Origin of the sequence: Candidatus Poriferisocius sp. (genome assembly GCF_965208475.1) — a bacterium.
In the GTDB taxonomy this organism is placed as follows: Bacteria; Actinomycetota; Acidimicrobiia; order Acidimicrobiales; family Bin134; genus Poriferisocius.
The window spans coordinates 2417370-2439370 of record NZ_OZ242338.1 but is presented as its reverse complement, the minus strand read 5'-3'; the positions used below and the strand labels follow the sequence as shown (position 1 = coordinate 2439370).

Sequence of the window (22001 nt, the reverse complement as noted above, 5' to 3'; positions counted from 1 at the left end):
ACAGTTGGTCTGCTCTCTGGTCGGGCGCTGAGGGAGACAGAATGAGCGAGCTTCGGGAGAGCACTCGGCCGGGACAACAGGCATGACGCGGCGTGTGTGAAGTCGAATGCGCTCACTCGTAGCCTGTTCAGCGGCCAAAACCCCAGGACGTACCGGCCGCGGCCGGTCTCAGGGGTTTGCGACCGGTTGCGACCGGTGGGGTGTCGCATAGTGGCGGGCATGGAAACCAACATTCGAGAACAGCACGACATCTTGTTGACCCGCCGGCAGGTGGAGGCCCGCTGCGGTCTGTCAACGAGCTCGATCTACCGGCTCATGCGCGAGGGCCTGTTCCCCGAGCCGGTCCGCGTCGGCCGGCGGGCCGTGCGCTGGCCCACATCGGAGATCGACGAATGGCTCGCCACCCGGCCCCGCGCCACCGGCGACCGCCCCGCCGCCTAGACCGCCGGTTGCGCGCGGCAGGTCGTTTGCCCGACCGCCGGGCATCTACAAGAATCCGCCACGGCGAGCCTTCTGCTAACCGCGGAGAGGATGCTCTCGACCCTCACGGCCCTGGGCCGGTAGCTGCTGTTCGATGCTGGCGCATCGTCGCAGCGCCTGTTGGGCTTGGGCGGGCTGGTGGCCGAGGGCTTGTTCGATGAGAGAGATGGCGGTGGCGGCGAGTTGGACGGCTGCTGCGGCCATCTGCGCGGCGAACTCGGGGGTGGCGGCGTTGGGGTCGGCACCGGGCAGCGGGGTAGCGGGGTAGGTGCTGGTGTGCCGCCATATTGAAATCTGGTCGGGGGTGAGCGGTCCCAAGGTGGCGTCGATGAGGGCGGCTTGGGCGGGGTCGAGATGGCGGCGGGCGGCGTCGATGAGGCCGCAGATGCTGCGGGCGCTTTCGGGATGGGGTGCTCGGCGGGGCAGATGAGGGCTTGCAGCGAGGTTTCCATGGCGATCTGGGCGTGCTCGCAGACGCTGAGCAGCCGGCTGTGTTGCATTTGGTGCGCGAGGTCGGTGTCGTCTTCGGCGAGGGCGTCGGCCTCAGAGGGAGACGGGCGCAGGTAGGCCAGGATTGTGATGAGCGAGTGAGTGGCCTTCGCGAGGATCGCGACCGCTTGCTGCTCGTCGGTTGCGGGCTTGCCGATCTTCTTGTCCCAGTCGATGGGCGACTTGGGTGGCCGGGACATGAGGGTGATGGCACAGGAGGCGATATGGGCCTCGAAGCTGGAGCGGCACTGTGTGGTACGGACGCGCCACTCGGCTCGGTCGGTCACCCGCACATCGCACGCGAACCCGGCTGCTTGCTCCGCGGCAGTGCGGGCCTGGTGGGCGAGCTCGCGGCGCTGCGTGTAGTCGCCGAGATCGTCGAACATCACCACCAAGTCCACGTCTGAGCCAGCCGTCGCACAGCCGCGCGCCACCGAGCCGAACACGAGCACCTCCGCTGGGTCCAAGACCCTGCTGATGCGCTCAGCGGCCCTGCGGGCGTCTCCCACAGAAGGCGACAGGTGATCGGGGGCAGTCACAGCGTCAGGCTACGCCGCCTGCCAGCGGGCCCGGCTCGGGTTTCAGGGGGCGGTCAGGCAGTCGGTGTCGTTGCGCACCTGGTCGAAGCGGGGCCGGTTTGAGGCCGGTGTGGTGTGGTCTGACATTGTTGGTTGGTGCGGGTAGGGTGTTTGCACCGCGTACCGCGCATGGAGGCTGGCAATGGGCACAAAGCACGCCCGAAAAGGAGCTGCGGCGTTCCGCTCCCAGACCGAGGAGTTCATCGAGTCGATGGACGGGCTGCGCTGGCTGGCCCACCTCGACGAGGACGACATTGACGCCATGCTCAACGAGGTGGGCGAAGCGCTCGCCGCCCACACCGGCGCTGAGTGCCGAGCGCAGTTGGCCTATGCGCTGTGGGACTGGAAGGCGACCGCCGAGGCCCAGGCCGATCCCGAGTTGCGCCGCCGCCTGAGCGAGCCCATTGCCGCGGTGTCGGGAGAGCCCGTTCCCATTCCCGCCGCCTGAGCGCGGATGGCAAAGCGCAAAGACCGGGTGGCCCCGCCCCCGGAGAAGGGCGGATGGGACATCCGCTTCGCCAGCAACCAGGCCGCCCGCGAGTGGGACGAGCTGTGCAACACCGCTTCGGCCAACACCCGGCGGGCGTGGAACGACATCACCCGCGACCCCCGCCGCCACAGCAGCCGCCAGGCCAGGCTCAGAAAAGAGTTCGGCGCCAAGCAACTGGAGGGCAAGGTGCTGGAGCAATGGCAGCACGAGGTCACCGCCGGCGGTCGCATCTGGTACTGCCCCGACGACGACGCCAAAACAGTGTGGGTGACCGCCGTCTACGTCGGCCACCCCAAATCAACCGAGTAGCGGCCCCCGACGAGTCCGACCCCACGATTCCCCACAAGACTCGAAGACCCCCCACGAGCAGCCTTCGCCAGCGGTCGCAGCCCCTTGCGACCGGTTGCGGCTCCGGTCGGGGCAGTTGCGACCGGTTGCGGCTCCGGTCGGGGCAGTTGCGACCGGTTGCGACCGGTGGGGTTTCACAGGATGGGCGCATGACGAAGAATGCTGTAGTCCATGAGAAGAAGCCCTCGACGCTGCCTGCGGCGGCGGGAGGGCTGTTGATGTCGCCGGAGGTGGTGCCCGAGCAGAGGCTGGGGTGGTGCCGGCATCTGCCGCTGATGCCCGCCGCGTTCGGGCTGCCCGCGGTGCGACAGCGCTGTGCGGGGTCGCCGCAGCCGCTGGTGGAGGTGCGCGGCATCGACGTGCTCGACGCCTATGAGCAGATGGGCATCTTGGGGGCGCGCCGGATGTTGGTGCGCTCTGATGTGGCCAAGCGACTGCTGTTGGCCGAGCGGCTTTTGCCGAGTGGGTTCTCGCTGGTCGTGCTGGACGCGTGGCGGTCTCCCGACGAGCAGCAGGCCTTGGTGTGCTTCTACGGCGACGGCGCTGCCGAAGACGGGTTCGAGGCCTCGGTGTCAGACGACGGGTGCCGCCCGCCGCACACCACCGGCGGAGCCGTCGATGTCACCTTGTCGTGGCTCGATCAGCCCCTGGCGCTGGGCACCGACTACGACTCGTTCGACGCAGAGGCCGCCGTCCACGCCTTCGAGGCCCCCGGCGCCGATGCCCGTGTGCGGCTGTTGCGCCGCGGGTTCGCCTACGCCATGTCGACCGCAGGCTTCGTGCCCTACGACAAGGAGTGGTGGCACTGGTCCCACGGCGACGACGTGTGGGCCCAGGCGATGGGACGGCCCGCGCTGTACGACATCGTGGAGCACCCGCCTCTCGAGCGGACCCGCTCAGCGGGAATCTGCCTGGACTGAAGCCGCCCTGATCGACGGCGCGCACCCCCCGCCGGGAACCCGCGCCTTCGCGCCGTTTGGGAGGGAGGTCGCTGCGTGTGATGGCGGGCGGTGTGCCTGTGCTGGGCGGGGGGGGCCTGCTGTGTTGGCGTTTTGGGGTGGTTCGGGCGGCGATCGGCGGGTTCTCGCCAGGGCGCGCGAGGCCTTTTCTGCGAGGCCGAGCTCTTCAGGGGTGCAATTTATGGCGACAGTGTTTCCGGGTTCAAACTCTGCTGTAAAATCGTGCTTTGCAAGCGAGCGTATCTTTTCGGCACTTGCGACGGCTATGCGCGATGCCTAGGTCAATGGGTGCCATGCATCGCCTCACCGCTGAAATATAAAGAGTTATTGCCGTACTTGCGAGCGAATGCTGAGGCAATTACAAGGGCGCTCTTGCAAGCGAGCGAAAAGCAGCTAGCATTTCGGGCGTTTGTGCGCAGAGTGTGCACAGAGGCAGGTGCCCAGTGAATTGGAGGTGGCGCTGGTGAGCCGCATTGACGTTGAGCACAAGGCCGATGGGATATCGCTCATTTTGGCGAGTCACGGGTTCTCGATGAGCGTGGAGCTGTCGCATTCCCAAGCTGACGACCTGCTGGAGCAACTGATCTCGCAGCAGTCGGCGTCGACCGGCCAGAGTACCGACTCGGAAGTTGACTGCCGGGAGTCCGCCCAACCGGCGCGGGAGGCGTTGGGGGTCGGCTGCCAGGAGGTTGGCGGCAAGTAGGCCGGGGGCTGAGGCGGGGTCGCCTTCTCCAGATCTGGGGCGCGGCGAGGGTCGGTTGCGGCAATGCGGCCCGGGATGACCGTAAGCGGCCCCACAGAAAGGCGCGAGCGGAATACCAACAGGAGGCATATGCGGTGTGTTGTCGGTATCGTGCTAGTACAGCGGTTTCGCGAAAATCCGGGAGTTGCTCTGTACACTGCAAGTATGGCAGGAACGCACTAGCCGCGCGGGTTTGAGGAGGAATGCTCTCCAAGTTGAACGGAGGTGGTGGTGAGCGGAGTCACCGTAAAGCAGGAGCCTGACGGCACATCGTTGGAATTCGACAGCGGAGGCATAACGGTGAGCGTGCGGCTGACCCCAAGGCAGGTGGACCAGCTTGTGACGAAGCTGGTCGGCCGCTCGGAGGGGGAAGTGGGAAGGCTGGTGGACTCGGGTCGGGTACTCAAGCAGACGGAGAAGACACGCGCCGCGACGAACAAGGGAGTTGCCGCGGTGCTCCCGCTGCTGGATGCCGGGATGCTCCGAGCGGGGGAAAGGCTGACGATGCGGTCGACAGGCGAGGAGCACTCCGCTGTGATCCTAGAAGATGGATCGTTCGACTTCGACGGCCACGTCGAGAGGTCGCCGACAGAGGCTGCTACTTACGCGGCCCAGGCACCGAGGTCGGGGTGGCGGATCTGGAAGAACGCCGCCGGGGAGACGCTCGAAGAACTGCGGTGGCGTCTTCGCGCGTCGGACTTCCGCGACACCGGGGGCCAGGCGAGCAAGACGGTCGAGGAGTGGGTCGACTTCTGCATCCGAAAGAGGCTCAAACCCAACAATGATCGGCCCGGCACCGTGGCCGCGTTCTTCAGCGACATGGGAGTCGAGGACACCGGCAACGCCCGAGCCGTCCTCGACCAGTGGTTCAAGTGGTGCGTCAACCAGAAATGGACCCGCGCCGTCGGCCGCGCTTGAGCCCGCGGCAGCCGACTTCTGCCCGAGCACCGGCAGGCGAGAGGCCCACGATGCAACATCGCCGAACCTTCTCCGATGCCTCGTCGCCGACGACATCGTGACGACTTTCAACTTCGGTTAGACAGCCCAGCTCTCGCTGTTAGGCCCGGTGCCCTCCTGTTGTGACACCGCATCGGGACGGTCGCGGCGAGGCGGCCCGCGTCGGCTGTCTTGGGCTCCGGCCTCAGATCACTTAAGTCGCCCAAAACTTCCGCTCGCTTGCAAACACTGAGGGAGCGCACTCGGCTGAATGACGATGCGGCCCGCTCGCTCTCTTGCCGTGCTGCGCCGCTGACCCGTTTGGTCGTCGGGGCGGGTGGGAAAGATGCTCTCCTGAGCGTGTGACGCAACATACCTGATAAACGGCAACTTCCAATGCTGTGACTATCTTGTCTCAGACCACGGGTACGCTGGTTCGGGCAGCTCTCCCACAGTGTTCCAAGGCTTCGAGCTGTAGCCACCAGAGGGGGCAGAGGATCCCGCACGACAACGGAAGCCGCGATGCGTTGATGATTGTTTCTTCGCTCGCTTGCAATATACTCTTGGAGGACCTTATGGGGATTCGTATTCGAACACTTGCGATCGCCGCGGCGATCGCAATCGCTTCGGCGGGCTGCGGCGTGGAGGACGCCGCCGAGCCGATCGCGGGAATCGCTGGCGAGCCCGGCCCGCCCGAAGCGACCCTCTCGCCCGCCGTCGAGCCGGCCCTACCCGGCGAGGCGGCAGAAGAGGCGGATGGCGGGACCGGCGCGGGCTCCAGCCCACCGGCCCGAGCTGAGCTGGTCCCGACATCTGCTGTCGCAGCGACGCCAACCCCGGCATCGCCCCCGCAGGAGCCGGTGGTGGTCGCCGCCGACCCGCTGGCGTGTGAGCCGGTCGTGGTCCACGGCGCGCCGCACGACACCGAGCCCGCCGACACCGACGGCGACGGGGCCGACGACGCCTGCGTCTATTTCGGCGACGCGGAGCACACCCACGACGCCGGGCCGGTGGTCGTCGTCTCGCAGCCTGAGCCTGAGCCGGTGGAGGCCGAAGTGCAGGTCCCGTCGAGGATCGGCCAGCCCGACGAGGGCTGCGTCGAGTTGGACTCGGGCGGCTGGGACTGCCCTGAGGACCAGACCGAGACCCCGGTGCTGCCCACCCCTGAGCCGACCGCGGAGGCGTGGGGCGGCGGCGGCACCGGCTGGCACTGGGACGGCCACGGCCGGCCGGTGGCCGAGCGGGTGTGGTCGCAGGCCGAGACGGCCAGCCCGTGGCCGCCCGCCGGGGAGGGCCAAGCCGAGCTGGACTGGATGACCCAGTGCATGCGCGAGCGCCACGAGCACGCGTCGGAGATGGTCCGCCGCGGCTGGGTTCCCGAGTCGGCGGCATCGCACGAGGCGGGCGCCAGGGACTGCTCCATCTACCTGTCCGAGGCGTGGGGGCCCGTCGTGCTCGACGGCAGGGACCGGGCCTGCGTGCTGGAGAGCCTTTTGGCCCGCAACGTCCGCACCATCTCGGGGGTCAACCGCTCCCACACCATGTGGGACTGCCCGACAGCACCAGAGGGCACCGACCCCGACCCGCTGCGCCCATTCGAGGCCCGATGCGACGAGTTGGTGGCAAGGCTGGCCGATGCCGGCCGCGACACAGAACAGGTCCGGCACTGGTGCGCCAGGCCAGCCTCGAACCCCTACGGCCAGCCGGGAGGCCCCCTGCCCGATCGCGACCCGGCCGACCCGTGCGACTCTCAGCGGTACGCCGCGAAGAACCTGCGCGAGATCTACTGGCTCGCTATAGGCGAGAACGGGCAGTCCACCCGCTATGACTGGAGGCCCTGCTAGATGAGCATCCGGGTTTGGTCCGGGGCGGGCCCGGTCCGCCGCGCCGTCTCGGCGGCCACGCTGCTGGGCCTTTTCGCCGGAATTCTACACCTCGCTGTCGGCGAGGGCGCTCCGGTCGCCGTCGCCCACCGATGCACCCCCCAAGGCTTCGACCCGGGCTGCTGGTACCACAACGCCCAGCACGACTCCGAGCCCGAGCCCGACCCCGACCCAGCACCCACGCCTGCCCCGACGCCTGTCCCGACGCCTGTCCCGACGCCTGTCCCGACGCCTGTCCCGACGCCGCAGCCCACGCCCCTACCACCCACTGAGGTCGCGGTGACCGACTGCTCGGGGCATCCGGCCATCGTCCACGGTGAGCCGCACCAGACGTTCCCGCACGACGGCAACGGAAACGGCATCCAAGAAACCTGCGCCTACCCCGGCCAGATCCCCCACACCCACCCGCCTGCGCTCGTGCGGCACACCCACACCTACTACCCCTATGACCGGGCAGGATCGGGCTGCACGCACTCCCACCAGGCCCCCACCGGCACAGCCCACTGGGCACCGGGATCATGCCAAGCCCAGGTGCGCCCGACCAGACCAGCCGACGCGTCGCCCCCGCCGTTCCCACCCTCGGGCGCGGGCTCCAGATCAACCCCCATCGAGACCCCCGCGTTCCACAGCCCAGAGTGCACATGGGCGATGTTCGCGGGCAATGGCTACGTGGCCTGCTACGAGGCCCGCTCCCCTCAGGCCGCAAGGGAGCACCACAACCTGTGGCGCAACGAAGAACTCATCGAGGGCGGCTGGGTGATCGTGTCGTGGGACATCAGCAGCTGTGGACTCGGACTGGGCGAGCCCAGCAACTGCGGCCACACCCCGAGCCCCGCAACCCTCGCCCGCCGACAGATCTGGAACACCCACGCCGACTCCGAAACCTGGGAGCGGCTGTGGGTGCGCGTCCAGCGGGACTGCCAGCCGCAGACCGGCGAGCACGACCACGGACCCAGGGTGTGCGAGCCCGACCACCCCCCGGTGCCGTCGTGCGTGCCCGGCCTGCCCGACACCCAAAGCGCCCAGTACACAACCCACGACTCGGCGGGCCAGAACACCACCGTGTCGGTCCCCGGCTGCGAGACGACCAACACCAGCTGCACGCCCCAGCCCGGCGAGCACAAACACGGCTCGGTCTGCGAGCGCGACCACCCGCCGGTGCCGGGCTGCGTGCCCGGCCTGCCCGACACCCAGACCCGCGCCTACACCAACCACGACTCGGCGGGCCAGAACACCACCGTGTCGGTCCCCGGCTGCGAGACGACCAACACCAGCTGCACGCCCCAGCCCGGCGAGCACAAACACGGCTCGGTCTGCGAGCGCGACCACCCGCCGGTGCCGGGCTGCGTGCCCGGCCTGCCCGACACCCAGACCCGCGCCTACACCAACCACGACTCGGCGGGCCAGAACACCACCGTGTCGGTCCCCGGCTGCGAGACGACCAACACCAGCTGCACGCCCCAGCCCGGCGAGCACAAACACGGCTCGGTCTGCGAGCCCGACCACCCGCCGGTGCCGGGCTGCGTGGCCGGGCTGCCCGACACCTTGTCGCGCGCCTACACTACCCACAACTCGTCGGGCCAGAACATCTCCGTCAGCGTCGTGGGCTGCGTGACGACCAACACCAGCTGCGTGCCCGACCCCGGCGAGCACAAACACGGCTCGGTCTGCGAGCCCGACCACCCGCCGGTGCCGGGCTGCGTGGCCGGGCTGCCCGACACCTTGTCGCGCGCCTACACTACCCACAACTCGTCGGGCCAGAACATCACGGTCTCGGTGCCGGGCTGCGTGCCCATCTCCGTCCCCCCGCCGCCGGTGACCCCCGACCCCGATGTGCCGGTGTGCGACTCGGGCTGGGGTGCGGGCGGGCTGGCGGCGCTGGCGGGCAGGGTGCGGTGGGAGTCGTATCTCGGCGCGGGCCACAGCCCGCCCACCCCCGAGATCGCGGGCGGGGGCACCTTCGCCCTCGCCGCGTCGGACGTGCAGGGCGGCACCCACCACCCGGCGTGGATGTGGCTGGCGCTGAACGGCACGAGGCTCAACCGGGGCACCCTCGACGTGAACGACCAGCGCGACGGCCACGAGTGCTACTGGGAGGCCACCGGCGTGCGCGTCGAGATGCGCGAGCTGATCCCGGCCCGCGGCGGCGACGCGGAGATGCGAGCGCTCGCCGCCCGCTCCGGCGTCGGCGCGGCCACTGCGCTGGCCACCGCGCTGGCCACCTGGGACCGCTGGACGGCCGGCGAGCAGGCCGATTGGGCCGCGGCGTTCGCCCCCGCCCGCCGGGTGGCGCCGGTGTGGTGCGACGACGACGACCTGCCGGTGTGGCGCGCCCTGGGCGACCGCGAGCCGACCGAGGAGGCCCGCCGGGCGGCGTGCCGCTGGGAAGTCCCCCGCAAGGGCATCTGGGAGTGGAAGCTCAACGTCGCCTACATCAGCGACCAGGGCGACACAGCCGTCGTGCAGCTAGACAGCGACGTGTCGTGGTTCCAGACCGCCATCGACCTTACCGAGGAGAGGGTGACGATCTGGTGATGTGGACCACATGGCCCGCGGGGCTTTTGGGCCCCGTGGCCGGCTGGATACGGCTCTCCATCGCCCTTCCCCTGCTGGCGGCCATGCTCGCGGCGGCTTCCGGCGCATGGGCCGACCCGGTGATGTGGTCGATCCTTGCGGGGTGCGCCGCGATCCTGCACGCCGCCCTCCGCAGGACGCGCCGCCGCCGGGCGATCTACGCCGCGGTCAACCTCGTGTACGCGTCGCTGCTGTTCGTGTGGGCGATGTATTGGAAGTCGCAGGCCGGAGACTGGTGGGCAGTGCTGACCGGGCTCACCGGCGGGCTCATCCTGCTCGTCTGGGACGGGCTGACCCGCTGGGGGCTCGCCCGCGCAGCTGTGGACAACCCTGGGGACCATACGGTGTCGGTGAGCATCGACATCGGAGCTCTCTGGGGGTTCGCAGAAGCCTCGACGCCGACGGTGCTGGGCCTCAAAGACGGCACCCATGTGGTGCTGCGGCCCGGCTACCGGTACGTGTGGTGGCTCAGAGCCGACCCCAAAGAGCCCTGCGAGCTGATCGTGCCCATCGACAACGGCCAAGACTTCAGTGCCAACTGACGGGTGCCCCGGCGCGGCCCTGGCCGGCGCGCTTCTGGCCGCGGCAGGCTGCGACCAGGGCGAACCCACAGGGCCCGCCGGCATCACAGGGAAATGGGCAGCGCCCGCGTACCCAACCCCCAGCCCAAGGCCGCCTCGTGGCCTCTGGCGGCTCTGCCCCCCTGCCCCATGACCGACATCAACCGCCGGCAACCGCCCCGAAGCGAACACGCCGCCGCGGTCTGCTCGATGCCCCACAGACGGCCCCAGGGCGCAGACTGCGAGAGCTGCGCGGCCAGGATGCACATGGCCGTCGAAAGCTGGCACTGCCCGGTGTGCGGCTGGCGTTGGACGATCGCCGCCACCCCTGACAACAGGATCGAAGCCCTCGGCACCCACACCAGCGTGAGACGGATCGCGGTGGTGGACATCACCCTCATGGCCGCCGCAGAGCCCAGCGCCGGCCAAACCGCCCCACACCGCCACACCCGCACCGGCACCGCGCCGTGACGCCGCCCCCGCCAGACCCCGCCGACGCCGACCAGCCGCGGCCCGAGTGGCTCTCCGACGGCATCAGCGTCATCGAACACGTCCGCAAAGCCTCCAACGAACTCGGCCCGCCCCCCGAGCTCGACCTGCCCGACACCGACTGGGACTGGGATCCCGGCGACCTCCTCGCCGAAGCGTGGAGAACCGGCTGCATCCCCGAAGCGCAACTCCGCAGAGCGCTAGGAGCCAAAGGAGTAGACAAGCCTTGGTGGTGGATCGAGCTGAGCACGGCCTCCGGCGACCCCATCTACGTCCGCGACCGCCCCGAGATCACCATGGCCGCAGCCTCCGGCCAACTAGGAGAGCGCGCCAAACAGACATACCACGAACTAGTCGATCTGGGGCTCATCGCCAACAGCGCACCCCGCCAGCCCAACAAGCCGACAAGAAAACACGCTGCCGCGACAACCCCCGCCCCCGGCGCCGACGCGCCCCCCAAAGCCACCTGGCAGCGGGTCGGCCAAAAGACCGTCGAAATCAGCCTGACCACCGCGGCCAAACGGCGCTACCGCGCCGACAGGGAGACCCTCGACGCTCTCCTGTCCGCCGCGGCGTCAATCGGCCGCCTCGGCGACCCCAAACGGCTAGACGCGGCACAAACCGACAACGACGTGGAGCTGACCACCCTGCCCAACGGCAACCGCCAAGCCGCCCGAGCCGACGGCACAGCAACCGCCACCGCAGAACCCATCGGAGCCAAAACAGCCGAGATCACCCTCACCGCCACCACCACCCGCCGCTACCGCGCAACCGACACCGAAGCCCCCCTCCTCTGCGCCGCCGCCGAGACACTCCAAGCCCTCCACGACCGAACCCGAATGCTCCCCGACCACACACGCCAGACACCCGAACTCGAAACCACCGAACACACCCCGGCGAGCGGCATCGACATAGAGCTGGGGCCTGTCAGATTTTCTGTGTAACCGGCCGTGATGTTTTTCATGTGATGTGGTCGGCGATCCTGTCGCCGTAGTGGACGGTCAGCGTGTTCAGTATGGCCTTCCAGCCGTTGGTCTTGCCGGTGAGGTTTTCGCGGCCTTTGCGCTTGGCGGTGGCGACTAGGTAGAGGATCTTCATGGCGGCCTGCTCGTTGGGGAAGTGCCCTCGGTGCCGTACGGCTCTTCGGAACCGGGCGTTGAGGCTCTCGACGGCGTTGGTGGTATAGACCACCCGGCGCAGCTCTGCGGGGAACTCCAAAAACGGTGTGAACTCGTCCCAGGACTGTCGCCAGGCTCGGATCATGGCCGGGTAGGTGCCCTCCCAGTCTTCGGCGAAGGCCTCGAAGAGCGCCTCGGCGGCCCCTGTGGTGGGGGCGGTGTAGATGGCCCGCATGGCCTTGGTGATCGGGCCCCAGTGCGTCTTGGAGGCGTATCTGAGGCTGTTGCGGACCATGTGCACCACGCAGGTCTGCACCACCGCGTCGGGCCAGGTGGCGCGGATCGACTCGGGCAGGCCTCTTAGGCCGTCGCAGCACACGATCAACGCGTCGGCCAGGCCCCGGTTGCGGAGCTCGCCCAGCATGGCCGCCCACTGCTTGGCCCCTTCGCCGCCCGTTGGGCCCAGCCACAGGCCCAAGACGTCGCGTTCGCCTTGGAGATCGACGCCGATGGCGACATAGACGGGCCGGTTGGCGACCTGGGAGTCGCGGACTTTGATGGTGATCGCGTCGATCAGCAGAACCGGGTACACCGCGTCGAGCGGGCGGTTCTGCCACGCCGCCATGTCGGCGACGATCTCGTCGGTGATCTTCGAGATCGTCTCCCGGCTCACCGAGGTGTCGTAGATCTCGGCCAGATGCGCCTGGATCTCCCCGGTGGTGAGCCCCTTCGCATACAGCGAGATCACGTTGCCCGACAGGCCGTCCAAGCGGCGCTGGTGCTTGGGCACCGTCACCGGCTCGAAGGTCCCCGCACGATCGCGGGGCACCCGAAGGTCGATCTCGCCGATCTCGGTGGTGACCCGCTTGGGCGACGAGCCGTTGCGCGAGTTCGGGGTCCCGCGGCCCTCCGGGGCGTGGCGCTCATAGCCCAGGTGGTCGGCCATCTCGACCTCCAACCCGGTCTGGAGGACCTGGCGGACCAGCCCCGTCAACAGCCCGCCGTCGCCGGTCAGCTCCACGCCCTCACAGCGGGCACGCTCGACCAAAAGCTCAGCCCAGTCTTGCATCGCCGCCTCATCGGCAGCCTCGTTGGCCGGCACCGCCGGCATATCCTGATCACCCATAGACATGATCCTTCCCGGTCCGCAGCACCAAACCGCGGACCCTCAGATCACGCCCGATACACAAAATTTCTGACAGTCCCTAGAGCTGTGACCAGCGCTTGACCGGACAGGGTCTGACAGACCCGCCTGGAGTTTGCCGCGACGGGGCTAGAACAGCGATTGTTCTTCTACTGTGTCTTGTTGGTCGGCGGCTTGGGTGGCTAGGCGGGTGGCTTGGTCGTGGGCGGGGTTGGCGGTGTTGGGTTTGGCCCGGTGGAAGGCGATGGGGCGGGTTTGGGTTTGTTCGATGATCTGGGCCCATAGGTCGCGGCGGTGATGGGTTTTTCGTCGCTGTTCCGCCAGCCCCGGCGTATCCAGCTTTCCCACCATTGCTCTTTGAAACAGTTGACCACGTAGTTGGAGTCGCAATGCACCTCGACTGGCCCGTGGAGTGTGTTGAGTGCCTGGTGTATGGCCATGAGCTCCATGCGGTTCTTGTCGGTTTGGGCTGCGCTGCCTGATGCTTGGGGCCCGTCGGGGACGACCCAGGCCCATCCTCCGGGGCCGGGGTCGCCGCGGCCTACGCCGTCGGTGTACACGATTGCGGGCTTGTTGTCGGCGCTCGAAGCGTTCACAGCAAGATATTTGTCACCGGCTGCTGTTGCGGCGGCGGATTTGGCCCGGGCGTAGCAGCAGGGGGCGTTTCCCCTGGTGTCGTGCCGGATTGCTGGCGATAGTGCCGCTTGCGGCCAGTTCGTGTCGCTGGGCGCTGGCTAGAGGCCGAGGTCGATGGGGGTTCCTCGGTGGGCGGCGGTTTCGGTGAGGGTGTCGGCGGTGGTGGTGTAGTCGAGGCAGGCGGCGGCGGTCTCGGGGTTTGAGATGGCGGCTTCTTGGCGTTTGAGCTCGTTGTAGGAGGCGATGGCCGCGCGTTGGCGGCGGGAGTAGAGGGGGTTGGTGTCGGGGTCGAGGGTTGGAGGGTTGTCGGCGTCGCAGATGCTGGCGTCGAGGGCGGCGAGGTCGATGGCGGCGTCGATGTCGGGGCCGGTCATGGCCATCATCGCGGTGTGGCCGCGGTCGGCGATCTGGATGCCGGGGAAGATGTCGCGCTGTTGGATGTGGCGGTGCCAGCTCGCGCTGACTTCGACGATGCGGGCCGGGGTGCGGCTGGTGGGGTTGCGGGCCACGGCGTGGCCAGCGGCGCCGGTGTGGGGGTGGTGGCCGGAGGTGACGGCCACGAGGTCGCCGGCTCGGAGCTTGAGCTCGGCGGTGTTGGCGGGGCCGGGGAATATCGCGGTTTGGCGGGCGATGCGGCGCAGGGCGCTGATGTGGACGGGCTGGCCGGCTTGCCGCCAGCCCACCAAGGCGTTGGGCAGGGCTAATTCGGCGGTGATGCCCAGCGCTTGGGTGTCGGCGGGCGCTGGTGTGGTGGCGAGCCGGTAGGACATCTTGAGGGTTTGGCCGCTGTGGTGTTCTTCTTGTTCGTCGGTCATGGGGCAGGTGTCGTGGTCTAAGCCGATGGGGTGGCCGGCTTCGATGTCGATGTGGGTGAGGGCCAGGGCGTTGATGAGGTCTTGGCGGGTCATGGCCACGTCGATGGTGCCGTCGATCTGTGGCGTTTGGCTGACAGGGTGGGCGACGGGGCAGCCGAGGCGGACGCCCCGGCTGGCGGCGGCGGCGAGCCAGCCGGTGAAGACGCGCACCACCACCGCTTCTGTGATGGCGGCTTCCATTCGGTCGGGTTCGGGGGAGGGGTGGGCGGTGCCGATCGGGGACGGGCCGATGTGCTTTCCGGTGGTGCGGGAGCCGCGGTGGTCGGGGTAGGACCACACCAGCACGGCGTCGCCGGGGCGCAGGTCGGGCTTGGAGACGACTTCGCCGGTGGCGGTGACGATCCGGCGGCAGTCGAACTCGGGTGCGGGGGCAGTGTGCTGGTCCATGGGGCGGTTCCTTCGTGAGGGGGGCTCAGAGGCTGAGGTCGCCGTACTCGGCCGTGTATTCGGCGGCGAATTCGGGGTCGTTGATCTGGGGCGCGATGTTGCGGATGTCGTCGTACTGGAATGCGAGGGCATCGAAGGCGGCTATCGCGTTGGCGCGTTGAGGGCCGGGCAGTGCGAAGTCTTTGCGGGCTTGGCCCATGGAGGACTCGAAGTCGTCGGCGGTCATGGCGACCAGCGCGGTGGCTTTGTCGGTGGTGACGAGGTGGGCGCCGAAGGCCGCGCCGCGGTCGTAGGCGCCGTGCCACCACTCATAGTCGATCTCGGCGACGTAGGCGGGGTGGCGGCTGTTCGCGCCGATGCCTGAGGCGTGGGCGGGTTGGCCGTTGGCGGTGTCGGCGCGGGTGTGGCAGTCGAGTTGGTCGCCGGGCCGGAGCATTCGGTGGAGGTCGTGGATCGCGGTGTTGTCGGGGTGGGGGGCGGTTCCGTGCAGTTCGGCGAGGCGCCGCAGGGTGCGGATGTGGAGCGGCACCCCCTTGCTGCGCCACAGCACCAGCTTCTCGGGCAGGTATTGGCCGGGCTGGTCGGGCAGGGCGTCGGCGCTCGGCGGCCATGCGACCGAGGAGATGTGGTAGCCGGCGTTGCGGGCAGCGTCGCCGAAGTGCTTGAGCTGCCCGCCGGCGAAGTCGCCGTCGCCGCCGCGGAGGCTGGGCGGGGCGCCGTTGTCGATGTCGATGAAGGCGAGCGAGTGGCCGTTGAGGAGGTCGGACCTGGACATGGCGACATCGACGGTGCCGTCGGGCCATACGGGCGGGCGGTCGCCGGCGGCCCATGTGGGCGAGCGTCCGCGGTCTTGGGGGCGGGTTGACACGATTGTTCCGAGAGTGATGCCCCGTCGGGCTGCTGTGGCGTGCCATTGCCGGTCGAAGCGGCAGACGACTGCTTCTTCCACCTTGTACTCAGCCCGGCGCGCCGGTGCCGGCCACCTGGTGTTGTAGGGGGCGACCGGCCCCCAGGTGGGCTTGGGGGCGTCGGGGCTGGCGTGGCTCCACACCAAGACGGTGTCGCCGGCGTTGATGGTCTCTGCGGTGACGACAGCGCCGGTGGGGGTGATGAACGGCTGGAGGCGGGTGCGAGTTGTTCGGGCCATGGGTTGTCCTTTCGTGGCTCGGCGGTCAGAGGCCGATGCCGCTGCTCGCGGGGGCGCGGGGCTGGCGGTAGGCGCAGTGGTCGTCGTCGGTGAGGGGGATGGGGGTGAATTGGCCGTTGGCGTCGGCGTTGAGGCAGCAGATGTCGTCGTATTGGTATTCGAGGGCGGCGAGGGCGGCGGCGGCATTGCCGAGCCCGGGGCACTGGAGGCTGTTGTCGTTTTGGGCGAGGGCGATGCAGGCTTGGAAGTCGTCGTCGGTCATGGCGGCGAGCACGGTGGCGTTGTCGGTGGTGGCGAGGTGGGTGCCGGCGGCTGCGCCGCGGTTGAAGGCGCTGTACCACCACTGCGAGTCGACCTCGGCGACGTGGGCGGGGTAGAAGCTACCTGCGCCGATGCCTGAGGCGTGGGCGGGCCTGCCGGTGGCGACGCCGGTGCGGGTGTAGCAGTCGAGCTGGTCGCCGGGTCGCAGCAGGTGCAGAAGGTCGTGGACGGCGGTGTCGTCGGGGTGGGGTACGGTGCCGTGCTCTTTGGCCAGCCGCCGGAGTGCGCGGATGTGGAGCGGCACCCCCTTGTCGCGCCACAGCACCAGCTTCTCGGGCAGGTATTGGCAGGGGCGGCCGGGAAGGGCGGATGCCGATGGCGGCCACGGGACCGTTGCGAGGTGGCGGCCGGCGAGGCGGGCGGCGTCGTTGAAGCGCTTGATCTGTTCGTCGGTGAGGTTCCACTCGTCGGTGTCGAGGTTGAACGGCGCGCTGTGCTCGATGTCGATGCAGGCCAGCGTGAGGCCGTCTGTGAGGTCGGCTCGGGGCACGGCGACATCTACGGTGCCGTCAGGCCATGCGGGCGTGCTGTCGCCGTGGTGGGGCCGAGACGACACCACCGTGCCCAGGGTGATGCCCCGGCGGGCCGACGTGGTGTGCCACTGCTGATCGAAACGGCAGATGACGGCCTCCGCTACCTGGAAGTCGTCCCGGTGGACCGGCGCCGGCCATCTCGAGTTCGAGGGGGCGACGGCACCCCAGGTGCGCTTGGGCGCTTCGGGGTTGGCGTGGGTCCACACTAGAACGGTGTCGCCGGTGCGGAGAGTCTCCGCGGTGGCCGCAGCGCCGGTGGGAGTGAGGAGCGGTTGGTGGTGGGTGCGTGCTGTTCGGGGCATGGGTTGTCCTTTCTGGTTTGTCGTTCAGAGGCCAATGTCGATTGCCCGCTCCGGCGGCGCGGTTTCCGCGGTGTGGGCGGGTGTTGGGAGGGCGTTGTCGATGAGTTGTTGGAGGTCCATGTCGGCGGCGATGGCGATGTGGTGGGCGGCGAGCACGGCTGCTGTGGGGTCGCCGGCGGTTCGTTGCACGGCTGTGCGGGCTGCTTTGGCGAGTTGGGTGTAGGAGCGGGTGCGGTCGAGTTGGGCGATATGGTTGATGGCCGACCAGGGGTGGGGCAGGGTTTGTTTGACGGCTCGGCGCAGCTCGTCGGGTTCGAGGTCGGCGGGGTCTTTGCCGTCGGGGAGTTGCACGGTGCGGGTGTGGATGCCTTGCCGGTCGGCGAGCTCGGCGATGGTGTGGGCGGCTTTTGTGCCGGCGGCGTCGGCGTCGAGGGCGATGGTGAGCAGTCCGGGTTGGCCGCATTGGGTGTGGAGGGTGTGGAGGTGGGCGGTGCCGAGGGCGGTGCCGCAGGCGGCGACGGTGTTGGCGATGCCGGCTTGGTGGGCGGCGATGACGTCGGTGTAGCCCTCGACGACGACGGCTTCTCCGGTGGCGGCGATGGAGGGGGCGGCCCGGTGGATGCCGTAGAGCGCTTCGGATTTGTTGTAGAGGCGGGTGTTGGGGGTGTTGAGGTATTTGGGGCCGTCGTCTGTGAGGGTTCTTCCGGCGAGCGCGATGGGGGTGCCGTGGGCGTCGCGGATGGGGAACACCACCCGGCCCCGCAAAAAGTCCCAGGCTCGGCCGCGGGTGCGGCCGAGCACGCCTGCTGCGATGCCGGCTTGTGTGCCGGTGCCGGTTTGGGCGAGGTGGCCGGCGAGGGCCTGCCATTGGTCCGGGGCCCAGCCGAGCTGCCATTGGGCCCAGAGGTCTTCTGTGATGCCCCGGCCGATGAGATAGGCGCGGGCCTCAGCCGCGTCGGGGCTGGAGACGAGCTGTTGGTGATACCACTCGGCGGCTTCTTGCACCGCGGCGTCGGGGCCGGTGCGGTCAGGAGCGGGTGCCGAGAGCGGCGTCGGAGCCGGGTCGGGTCGGCGGGCGGCCAGCGCTGCGACAGCCGGCACTGATGTCGGCGGGGGCGGCCCGGCGCGGCCTGCGTCGGTGTTGTCGCTGGGTTGTTGCGCTGTGTTTGCCGGGTTCTCGCCGGGCTCGGAGCTGGGGGCGGGGTGGTTGGCGGCGTCGAACAGGTCGCCGGCGATGTCGATGGCGGCCTGTTCCCACGCGGTGGCCAGGTGGCGGGGCGCGCTGCCGCTGTCGGCCCAGTCGTCGACGGCCGCCTGCCAGCGGCGCGCGTCTTCTTCGACGAGGTGGACCATGTCGGCGCCGCAGGCTTGGGCGATGCGAGCGGCTCGCTGGGCGGCGAGGTCGTCAAGAGCGCTCTTGTGCCGGGCCTTGCGGCGGGCGGCGACCGCGGCGCGCACGTCGGCAGCCCACACCGCGGCCTGCCCGGTGGGGGGCTCGCAGCCGGTGAGCGCCTCGATGCGCCGGCGGGCCGGGGGGTCGCAGATGGCGGCGACCACTGGGGCGAGCCGGTCGCGGCTGTGGGCGTCGGCCCGCTGGTACACAGCCCACAGCTCGATGAGCCACGGGTTGTCGAAGGCGCCGGCTTCTTGGTTGCCGCGTTTGATCTGGTCGAGGGCTTGGCGGCAGATGAACCGGAAGTCGTTGTGCAGAAGGCCGCGGGCTGAGCGGACCGCCCCCAGCGTGGGCCGGCGCCCGCCCAGAGCCGGGCCGGCGGACTCGGCTTCGGACAGGGCGGCGGAGGCGTCGAGCCGGTCGATGTGCGCGAGGAGGCGGTCTTCTGCCTCCATCATCTCCTGGTCGTGCAGCGCGGAGCTCTCGCCGTCGGGCTCGCAGAGTCCGGCGAGCCAGTCGTCGATCTCGTCTGCGATGTGGTCGTCGATGCCGTCGGCCCGGGCGCGCTGGCCGGCCAGGTCGCGGCGGGCGACCAGCGCGGCTGTGTCGAGCCCGCTGGCGGCCGGCAGGGCCCGCCCCGGAGCAGCGGCGATCCCGGCGAGGTGGGCTTTGGCTTCGTCGGCGCTCATGGCCGGGTTGGTGATGTCGGTCGCGGTGGCCCAGCCGTGGCGGCGGGCGAACACAGCGTCGATGACCTGTTCGGGCTCGGTGTGCTCGGGGGCGGTCTCGGGATCGGCGGCAGGCTGGTCGCAGATTATGTGGAGCCAGTTCTCCGCGCGTCCCCTCGACAGGCCGACATAGAGCTGGTCGCGCCCTGTCGAGCCTGCGATGAGGGTCAAAGACGCGTCGACGGTGGTGCTCTGCGCGCGGGTCTGGGTGATCGCATAGCCCAGATCGAGGTGTTTGGCGGCATAGGCGGCGGTGACGGTCGCCTCTGCGCCTCGTTCGACGTGCTCCAGCACCAGATCGCCGCTGCCGGTGGCGGCGGTCACAACCCACCGGTCGCCGTTGCGTATCGGCAGGCCGTCGTTGGCGCGGCGGCGCCGGTCATTGCGCCGGGTGGCCACGACATCGCCGATCCGGATGGCCCGGTCGCCCGTGCCGCTGACCGCCTCTGCGGTCTCTTGGGCATCGGCCCGGCGGCAGGCGATCTCGGCGTTGACGTGTCGGGCCAGCTCCAGGGTGGGGACGCTGATGATCGTGGCGCGGTCGCAGCGGCGCTCCCACCAGTCGGCCGCGGCCGTCGCCGCATCCGCGTGGGAGCCGCTGGTGATCCTGTCGCGCTCGCGGTGGTAGTCGAGCCCTTCTTTGAGACCGCGGTGGATTTCGGCGGTGGCGTGGGCCTCGGCGGGGTCGTCGAACCGCCAGAGCTGGTTGAGGGTCATCACCGGCAACACGCCGGACGCGGAGAGGGCGTCGAACATTCCGCCCGCCGACACCGAACCCTGCTGGGCGGGGTCGCCCACCAACACCATCCGCGCCCCGGCGGCTGCGGCCTTGCCGCACAAAGCGGCCAGGTCGCGAGTCGAGATCTGGCCGGCCTCGTCCACGATCACCCAGCCGCCCGCCGGGATCGGCCCGCCCGACGCGTTGATGAGCGCCACGGTGCTCGACGCAGTGCCCAGCGCGGCCCCCAAAGTGCCGGCTGCGACCGCGGTCGGAGCAGCCGCGATGATCCGGTCGCATCCGACCGCGTCAGCGATGGCGGCCAAAGCAGTCGTCTTGCCCGACCCGGCCGGGCCGATCAGAACGCTGCCCGCCCTGTCGGTGCCGATCAGCCCCGCGGCGGCTTCGGCCTGGTCTTCTCCCAGCCCCGACAACTCGATGCGCTCCACGGCGGCGGCGTCGACCGGCGCCGGCGACCCGAGCCACGCCGCGGCGGCCTGCTCGGCGGCGACGAGGCCCGGCGACCACCACCGGCCCTCGTGTCGCACCAGGCGCTGTTCCACCCGGTCGCGCAGCGCTCTGGCCGTCGCCGCGACAACCTCGTCGCCGCCGCGGCCGATAGCAGCGCAGCCGGGACCGGCGTTGACCGCCGCGTACACCACCGCGTCCAGGTCGACATCGGACAGGCTCGTCGCCGAGTCCTCGGCCACAGCCACCAGCAAGTCCAACATGTCGCCCTCCAGCGCGAGCTGGGGGCCGTCGATCACGAACTCGGGCCGGTCATAGACATCGCGCTCGACGCGCGAAGCGGCCTCATAGCCCGCCACCACCTGCTCGGCGTCGATGCCCAGCTCGACGGCCTCGGCCCGCCACCGCATATGAGGGTCGCCTTCTAGCGGCAGCAGCTTTTTGGACCGGCGCGACGCGACCGCCGCGCGGTTCCAGATCTCGAGGCGCTCCTCGGCGGTGGGCTCCCGTCCCGCGCGGGACTCGAAATCGCGCACCCTCTGCCCCGCTTCTTTGGCCACATCTCGGCGCCGAGACGACCACGCCTCGATCAGGTCTTCCGGGCTTCCGGCGACATCGGCGTGGAGCCGGCCGTCGATGCGGTCCCACGACCATCCCAGCCGCCGCGACACCTCGGCCCGCAGCACCGCCCCGCCGACCATGCTCGCGGCCTTCGCCGACGCGTAAATCCGCCGCCCGTCGAGCGTGCGCCACACGCCGTCGCCGCAAAGCACCCTGTTCGCCACCAGCAGATGCGAGTGCAGCTGCGGGTCGCCGGCCCGCGACGTGTAGTGGTCGAAGCGGGCGACGGCCGCCCCGTCGGGGACTTCCACGACATTCTTGCCTCCCGCGCCCGACCGGGACGACACTGCGTTGGCCTGCACATAGGAGATCACCGACTGCACCGACACCGACCACGCAGCCTCGATCTCGCGGCGCGCCGGCTCATCAGCGAGCGCCCATGCCGCAGACAGGCTCTTGGGAAGGCTGAAAGTCAAGTCGTAGGCCCCGACCGGTTTGCGGGTGCGGGTGATGCCGAGCTGGTCGACGAACGTGCCCCCCGGGTTGATCTTGCGGCCCAGCGACTCGCCGGTATCGGGATCGCGGCCCGCCAGCATCGCCTTTAGCTGCTGAGCGGCGACCCCCTCGCCGGCGACTACGCCCATCGCCCCCGCCGCAGCCCACACGCCGGGCCGCTCGCCCGAGTCGGCGTAATAGTCGGCCTGCCCGCCCGAGCCGACCGACACGACCCCCGCAGCAGAACGCGACAGGTAGTAGGCGGCGTGTGCGACTCCGACTTTTCCGATGGACAACATTGCGGCGGCCACCCTTTTCTGCCCGTCGATGGCCGCCCAGCGTCTCCGACGCGACCGGTCGCAACCGGTCGCAAACCCCCTCGGCGCGGATTCAGGTTCCGACCGGTCCCGCCAATGCTGCGGCATCGGGCGTCGCGACAGCGGGCCGAGTCACAGCCAAGGCCCCTGCACCCACTCAGATGAAGCTGAAACCGGCAACGCCGGATCGAGGACTGCGCCGAGAATCAGCGCTCACGCGCCGAGACAACACCGGCTGCTGGCGCGCCGCCACGGGCCGACGCCCCACACACATCGCCCCCACACCCAACGGGCCCCGGCAATCGCACTCGCTTCGCCGGCAAACCCCTT

18 protein-coding genes and 1 pseudogene are annotated in these 22001 nt (G+C 69.6%); 11 read left to right on the top strand and 8 right to left on the bottom strand.

What is annotated here, in order from left to right; genetic code table 11:
- The first annotated feature begins 219 nt into the window (after positions 1 to 219).
- The gene (locus ACOGXA_RS11440; RefSeq protein WP_419923999.1) at positions 220 to 441 is read left to right on the top strand and encodes a helix-turn-helix transcriptional regulator; all 222 of its coding nucleotides are present in this window, start codon (positions 220 to 222) and stop codon (positions 439 to 441) included.
- Here ACOGXA_RS11440 and ACOGXA_RS11435 read toward each other — a convergent pair.
- Entirely contained in the window at positions 438 to 1508 is a 1071-nt protein-coding gene (locus ACOGXA_RS11435; RefSeq protein ID WP_419923998.1) for a nucleotidyltransferase domain-containing protein, read from the bottom strand. The two genes, ACOGXA_RS11440 and ACOGXA_RS11435, sit on opposite strands and share 4 nt — an antisense overlap.
- Before the next feature lie 181 nt (positions 1509 to 1689).
- Here ACOGXA_RS11435 and ACOGXA_RS11430 point away from each other — a divergent pair, with 181 nt between their 5' ends.
- The 10 genes from ACOGXA_RS11430 (at position 1690) to ACOGXA_RS11385 (ending at position 11472) form a co-directional block, all read left to right on the top strand.
- Positions 1690 to 1995 (top strand): hypothetical protein, encoded by a 306-nt coding sequence (locus ACOGXA_RS11430; RefSeq protein ID WP_419923997.1) that lies wholly within the window; start codon positions 1690 to 1692, stop codon positions 1993 to 1995.
- A 6-nt stretch (positions 1996 to 2001) separates the two neighbouring features.
- Entirely contained in the window at positions 2002 to 2346 is a 345-nt protein-coding gene (locus ACOGXA_RS11425) for a type II toxin-antitoxin system RelE family toxin (protein WP_419923996.1), read from the top strand.
- Positions 2347 to 2534: 188 nt separating this feature from the next.
- Positions 2535 to 3305 (top strand): M15 family metallopeptidase, encoded by a 771-nt coding sequence (locus ACOGXA_RS11420; RefSeq protein WP_419923995.1) that lies wholly within the window; start codon positions 2535 to 2537, stop codon positions 3303 to 3305.
- Positions 3306 to 3780: 475 nt separating this feature from the next.
- Complete coding sequence (locus ACOGXA_RS11415) at positions 3781 to 4047, top strand: hypothetical protein (RefSeq protein ID WP_419923994.1); 267 nt, start codon at positions 3781 to 3783, stop codon at positions 4045 to 4047.
- Between the two features lie 270 nt (positions 4048 to 4317).
- A complete protein-coding gene (locus ACOGXA_RS11410; RefSeq protein WP_419923993.1) occupies positions 4318 to 5004 on the top strand; it encodes a hypothetical protein in 687 nt (228 codons plus the stop codon).
- Positions 5005 to 5597: 593 nt separating this feature from the next.
- Entirely contained in the window at positions 5598 to 6866 is a 1269-nt protein-coding gene (locus ACOGXA_RS11405; RefSeq protein WP_419923992.1) for a hypothetical protein, read from the top strand.
- A complete protein-coding gene (locus ACOGXA_RS11400) occupies positions 6867 to 9440 on the top strand; it encodes a hypothetical protein (protein ID WP_419923991.1) in 2574 nt (857 codons plus the stop codon).
- Positions 9440 to 10021 carry a hypothetical protein gene (locus ACOGXA_RS11395; protein ID WP_419923990.1) on the top strand — a complete coding sequence of 194 codons (582 nt, stop codon included), beginning with the start codon at positions 9440 to 9442 and terminating at the stop codon, positions 10019 to 10021. The genes ACOGXA_RS11400 and ACOGXA_RS11395 overlap by 1 nt, the downstream gene beginning before the upstream one ends.
- Before the next feature lie 93 nt (positions 10022 to 10114).
- Complete coding sequence (locus ACOGXA_RS11390) at positions 10115 to 10510, top strand: hypothetical protein (RefSeq protein ID WP_419923989.1); 396 nt, start codon at positions 10115 to 10117, stop codon at positions 10508 to 10510.
- Positions 10507 to 11472: a hypothetical protein gene (locus tag ACOGXA_RS11385; RefSeq protein WP_419923988.1), complete on the top strand. Its 966-nt coding sequence runs from the start codon at positions 10507 to 10509 to the stop codon at positions 11470 to 11472. Before ACOGXA_RS11390 ends, ACOGXA_RS11385 begins: the two co-directional genes overlap by 4 nt.
- Before the next feature lie 16 nt (positions 11473 to 11488).
- Here ACOGXA_RS11385 and ACOGXA_RS11380 read toward each other — a convergent pair whose 3' ends face one another.
- From ACOGXA_RS11380 to mobF, 7 genes and pseudogenes are all read right to left on the bottom strand, one after another.
- A complete protein-coding gene (locus ACOGXA_RS11380) occupies positions 11489 to 12757 on the bottom strand; it encodes an IS256 family transposase (RefSeq protein WP_419926974.1) in 1269 nt (422 codons plus the stop codon).
- 162 nt (positions 12758 to 12919) lie between these two features.
- Positions 12920 to 13138: a hypothetical protein gene (locus ACOGXA_RS11375; protein WP_419927057.1), complete on the bottom strand. Its 219-nt coding sequence runs from the start codon at positions 13136 to 13138 to the stop codon at positions 12920 to 12922.
- Positions 13139 to 13140: 2 nt separating this feature from the next.
- Positions 13141 to 13350, bottom strand: a pseudogene (locus tag ACOGXA_RS11370) (ribonuclease HI); the annotation flags it as partial.
- 174 nt (positions 13351 to 13524) lie between these two features.
- Complete coding sequence (locus ACOGXA_RS11365) at positions 13525 to 14688, bottom strand: hypothetical protein (protein ID WP_419923987.1); 1164 nt, start codon at positions 14686 to 14688, stop codon at positions 13525 to 13527.
- Positions 14689 to 14713: 25 nt separating this feature from the next.
- Positions 14714 to 15835, bottom strand: a complete 1122-nt coding sequence (locus ACOGXA_RS11360; protein WP_419923986.1) for a hypothetical protein — start codon at positions 15833 to 15835, stop codon at positions 14714 to 14716.
- A 25-nt stretch (positions 15836 to 15860) separates the two neighbouring features.
- Positions 15861 to 16991, bottom strand: a complete 1131-nt coding sequence (locus ACOGXA_RS11355; RefSeq protein WP_419923985.1) for a hypothetical protein — start codon at positions 16989 to 16991, stop codon at positions 15861 to 15863.
- 24 nt (positions 16992 to 17015) lie between these two features.
- Positions 17016 to 21653, bottom strand: coding sequence for a MobF family relaxase (mobF, locus tag ACOGXA_RS11350; RefSeq protein ID WP_419923984.1), 4638 nt, complete (start codon positions 21651 to 21653; stop codon positions 17016 to 17018).
- Between the last annotated feature and the right edge of the window lie 348 nt (positions 21654 to 22001).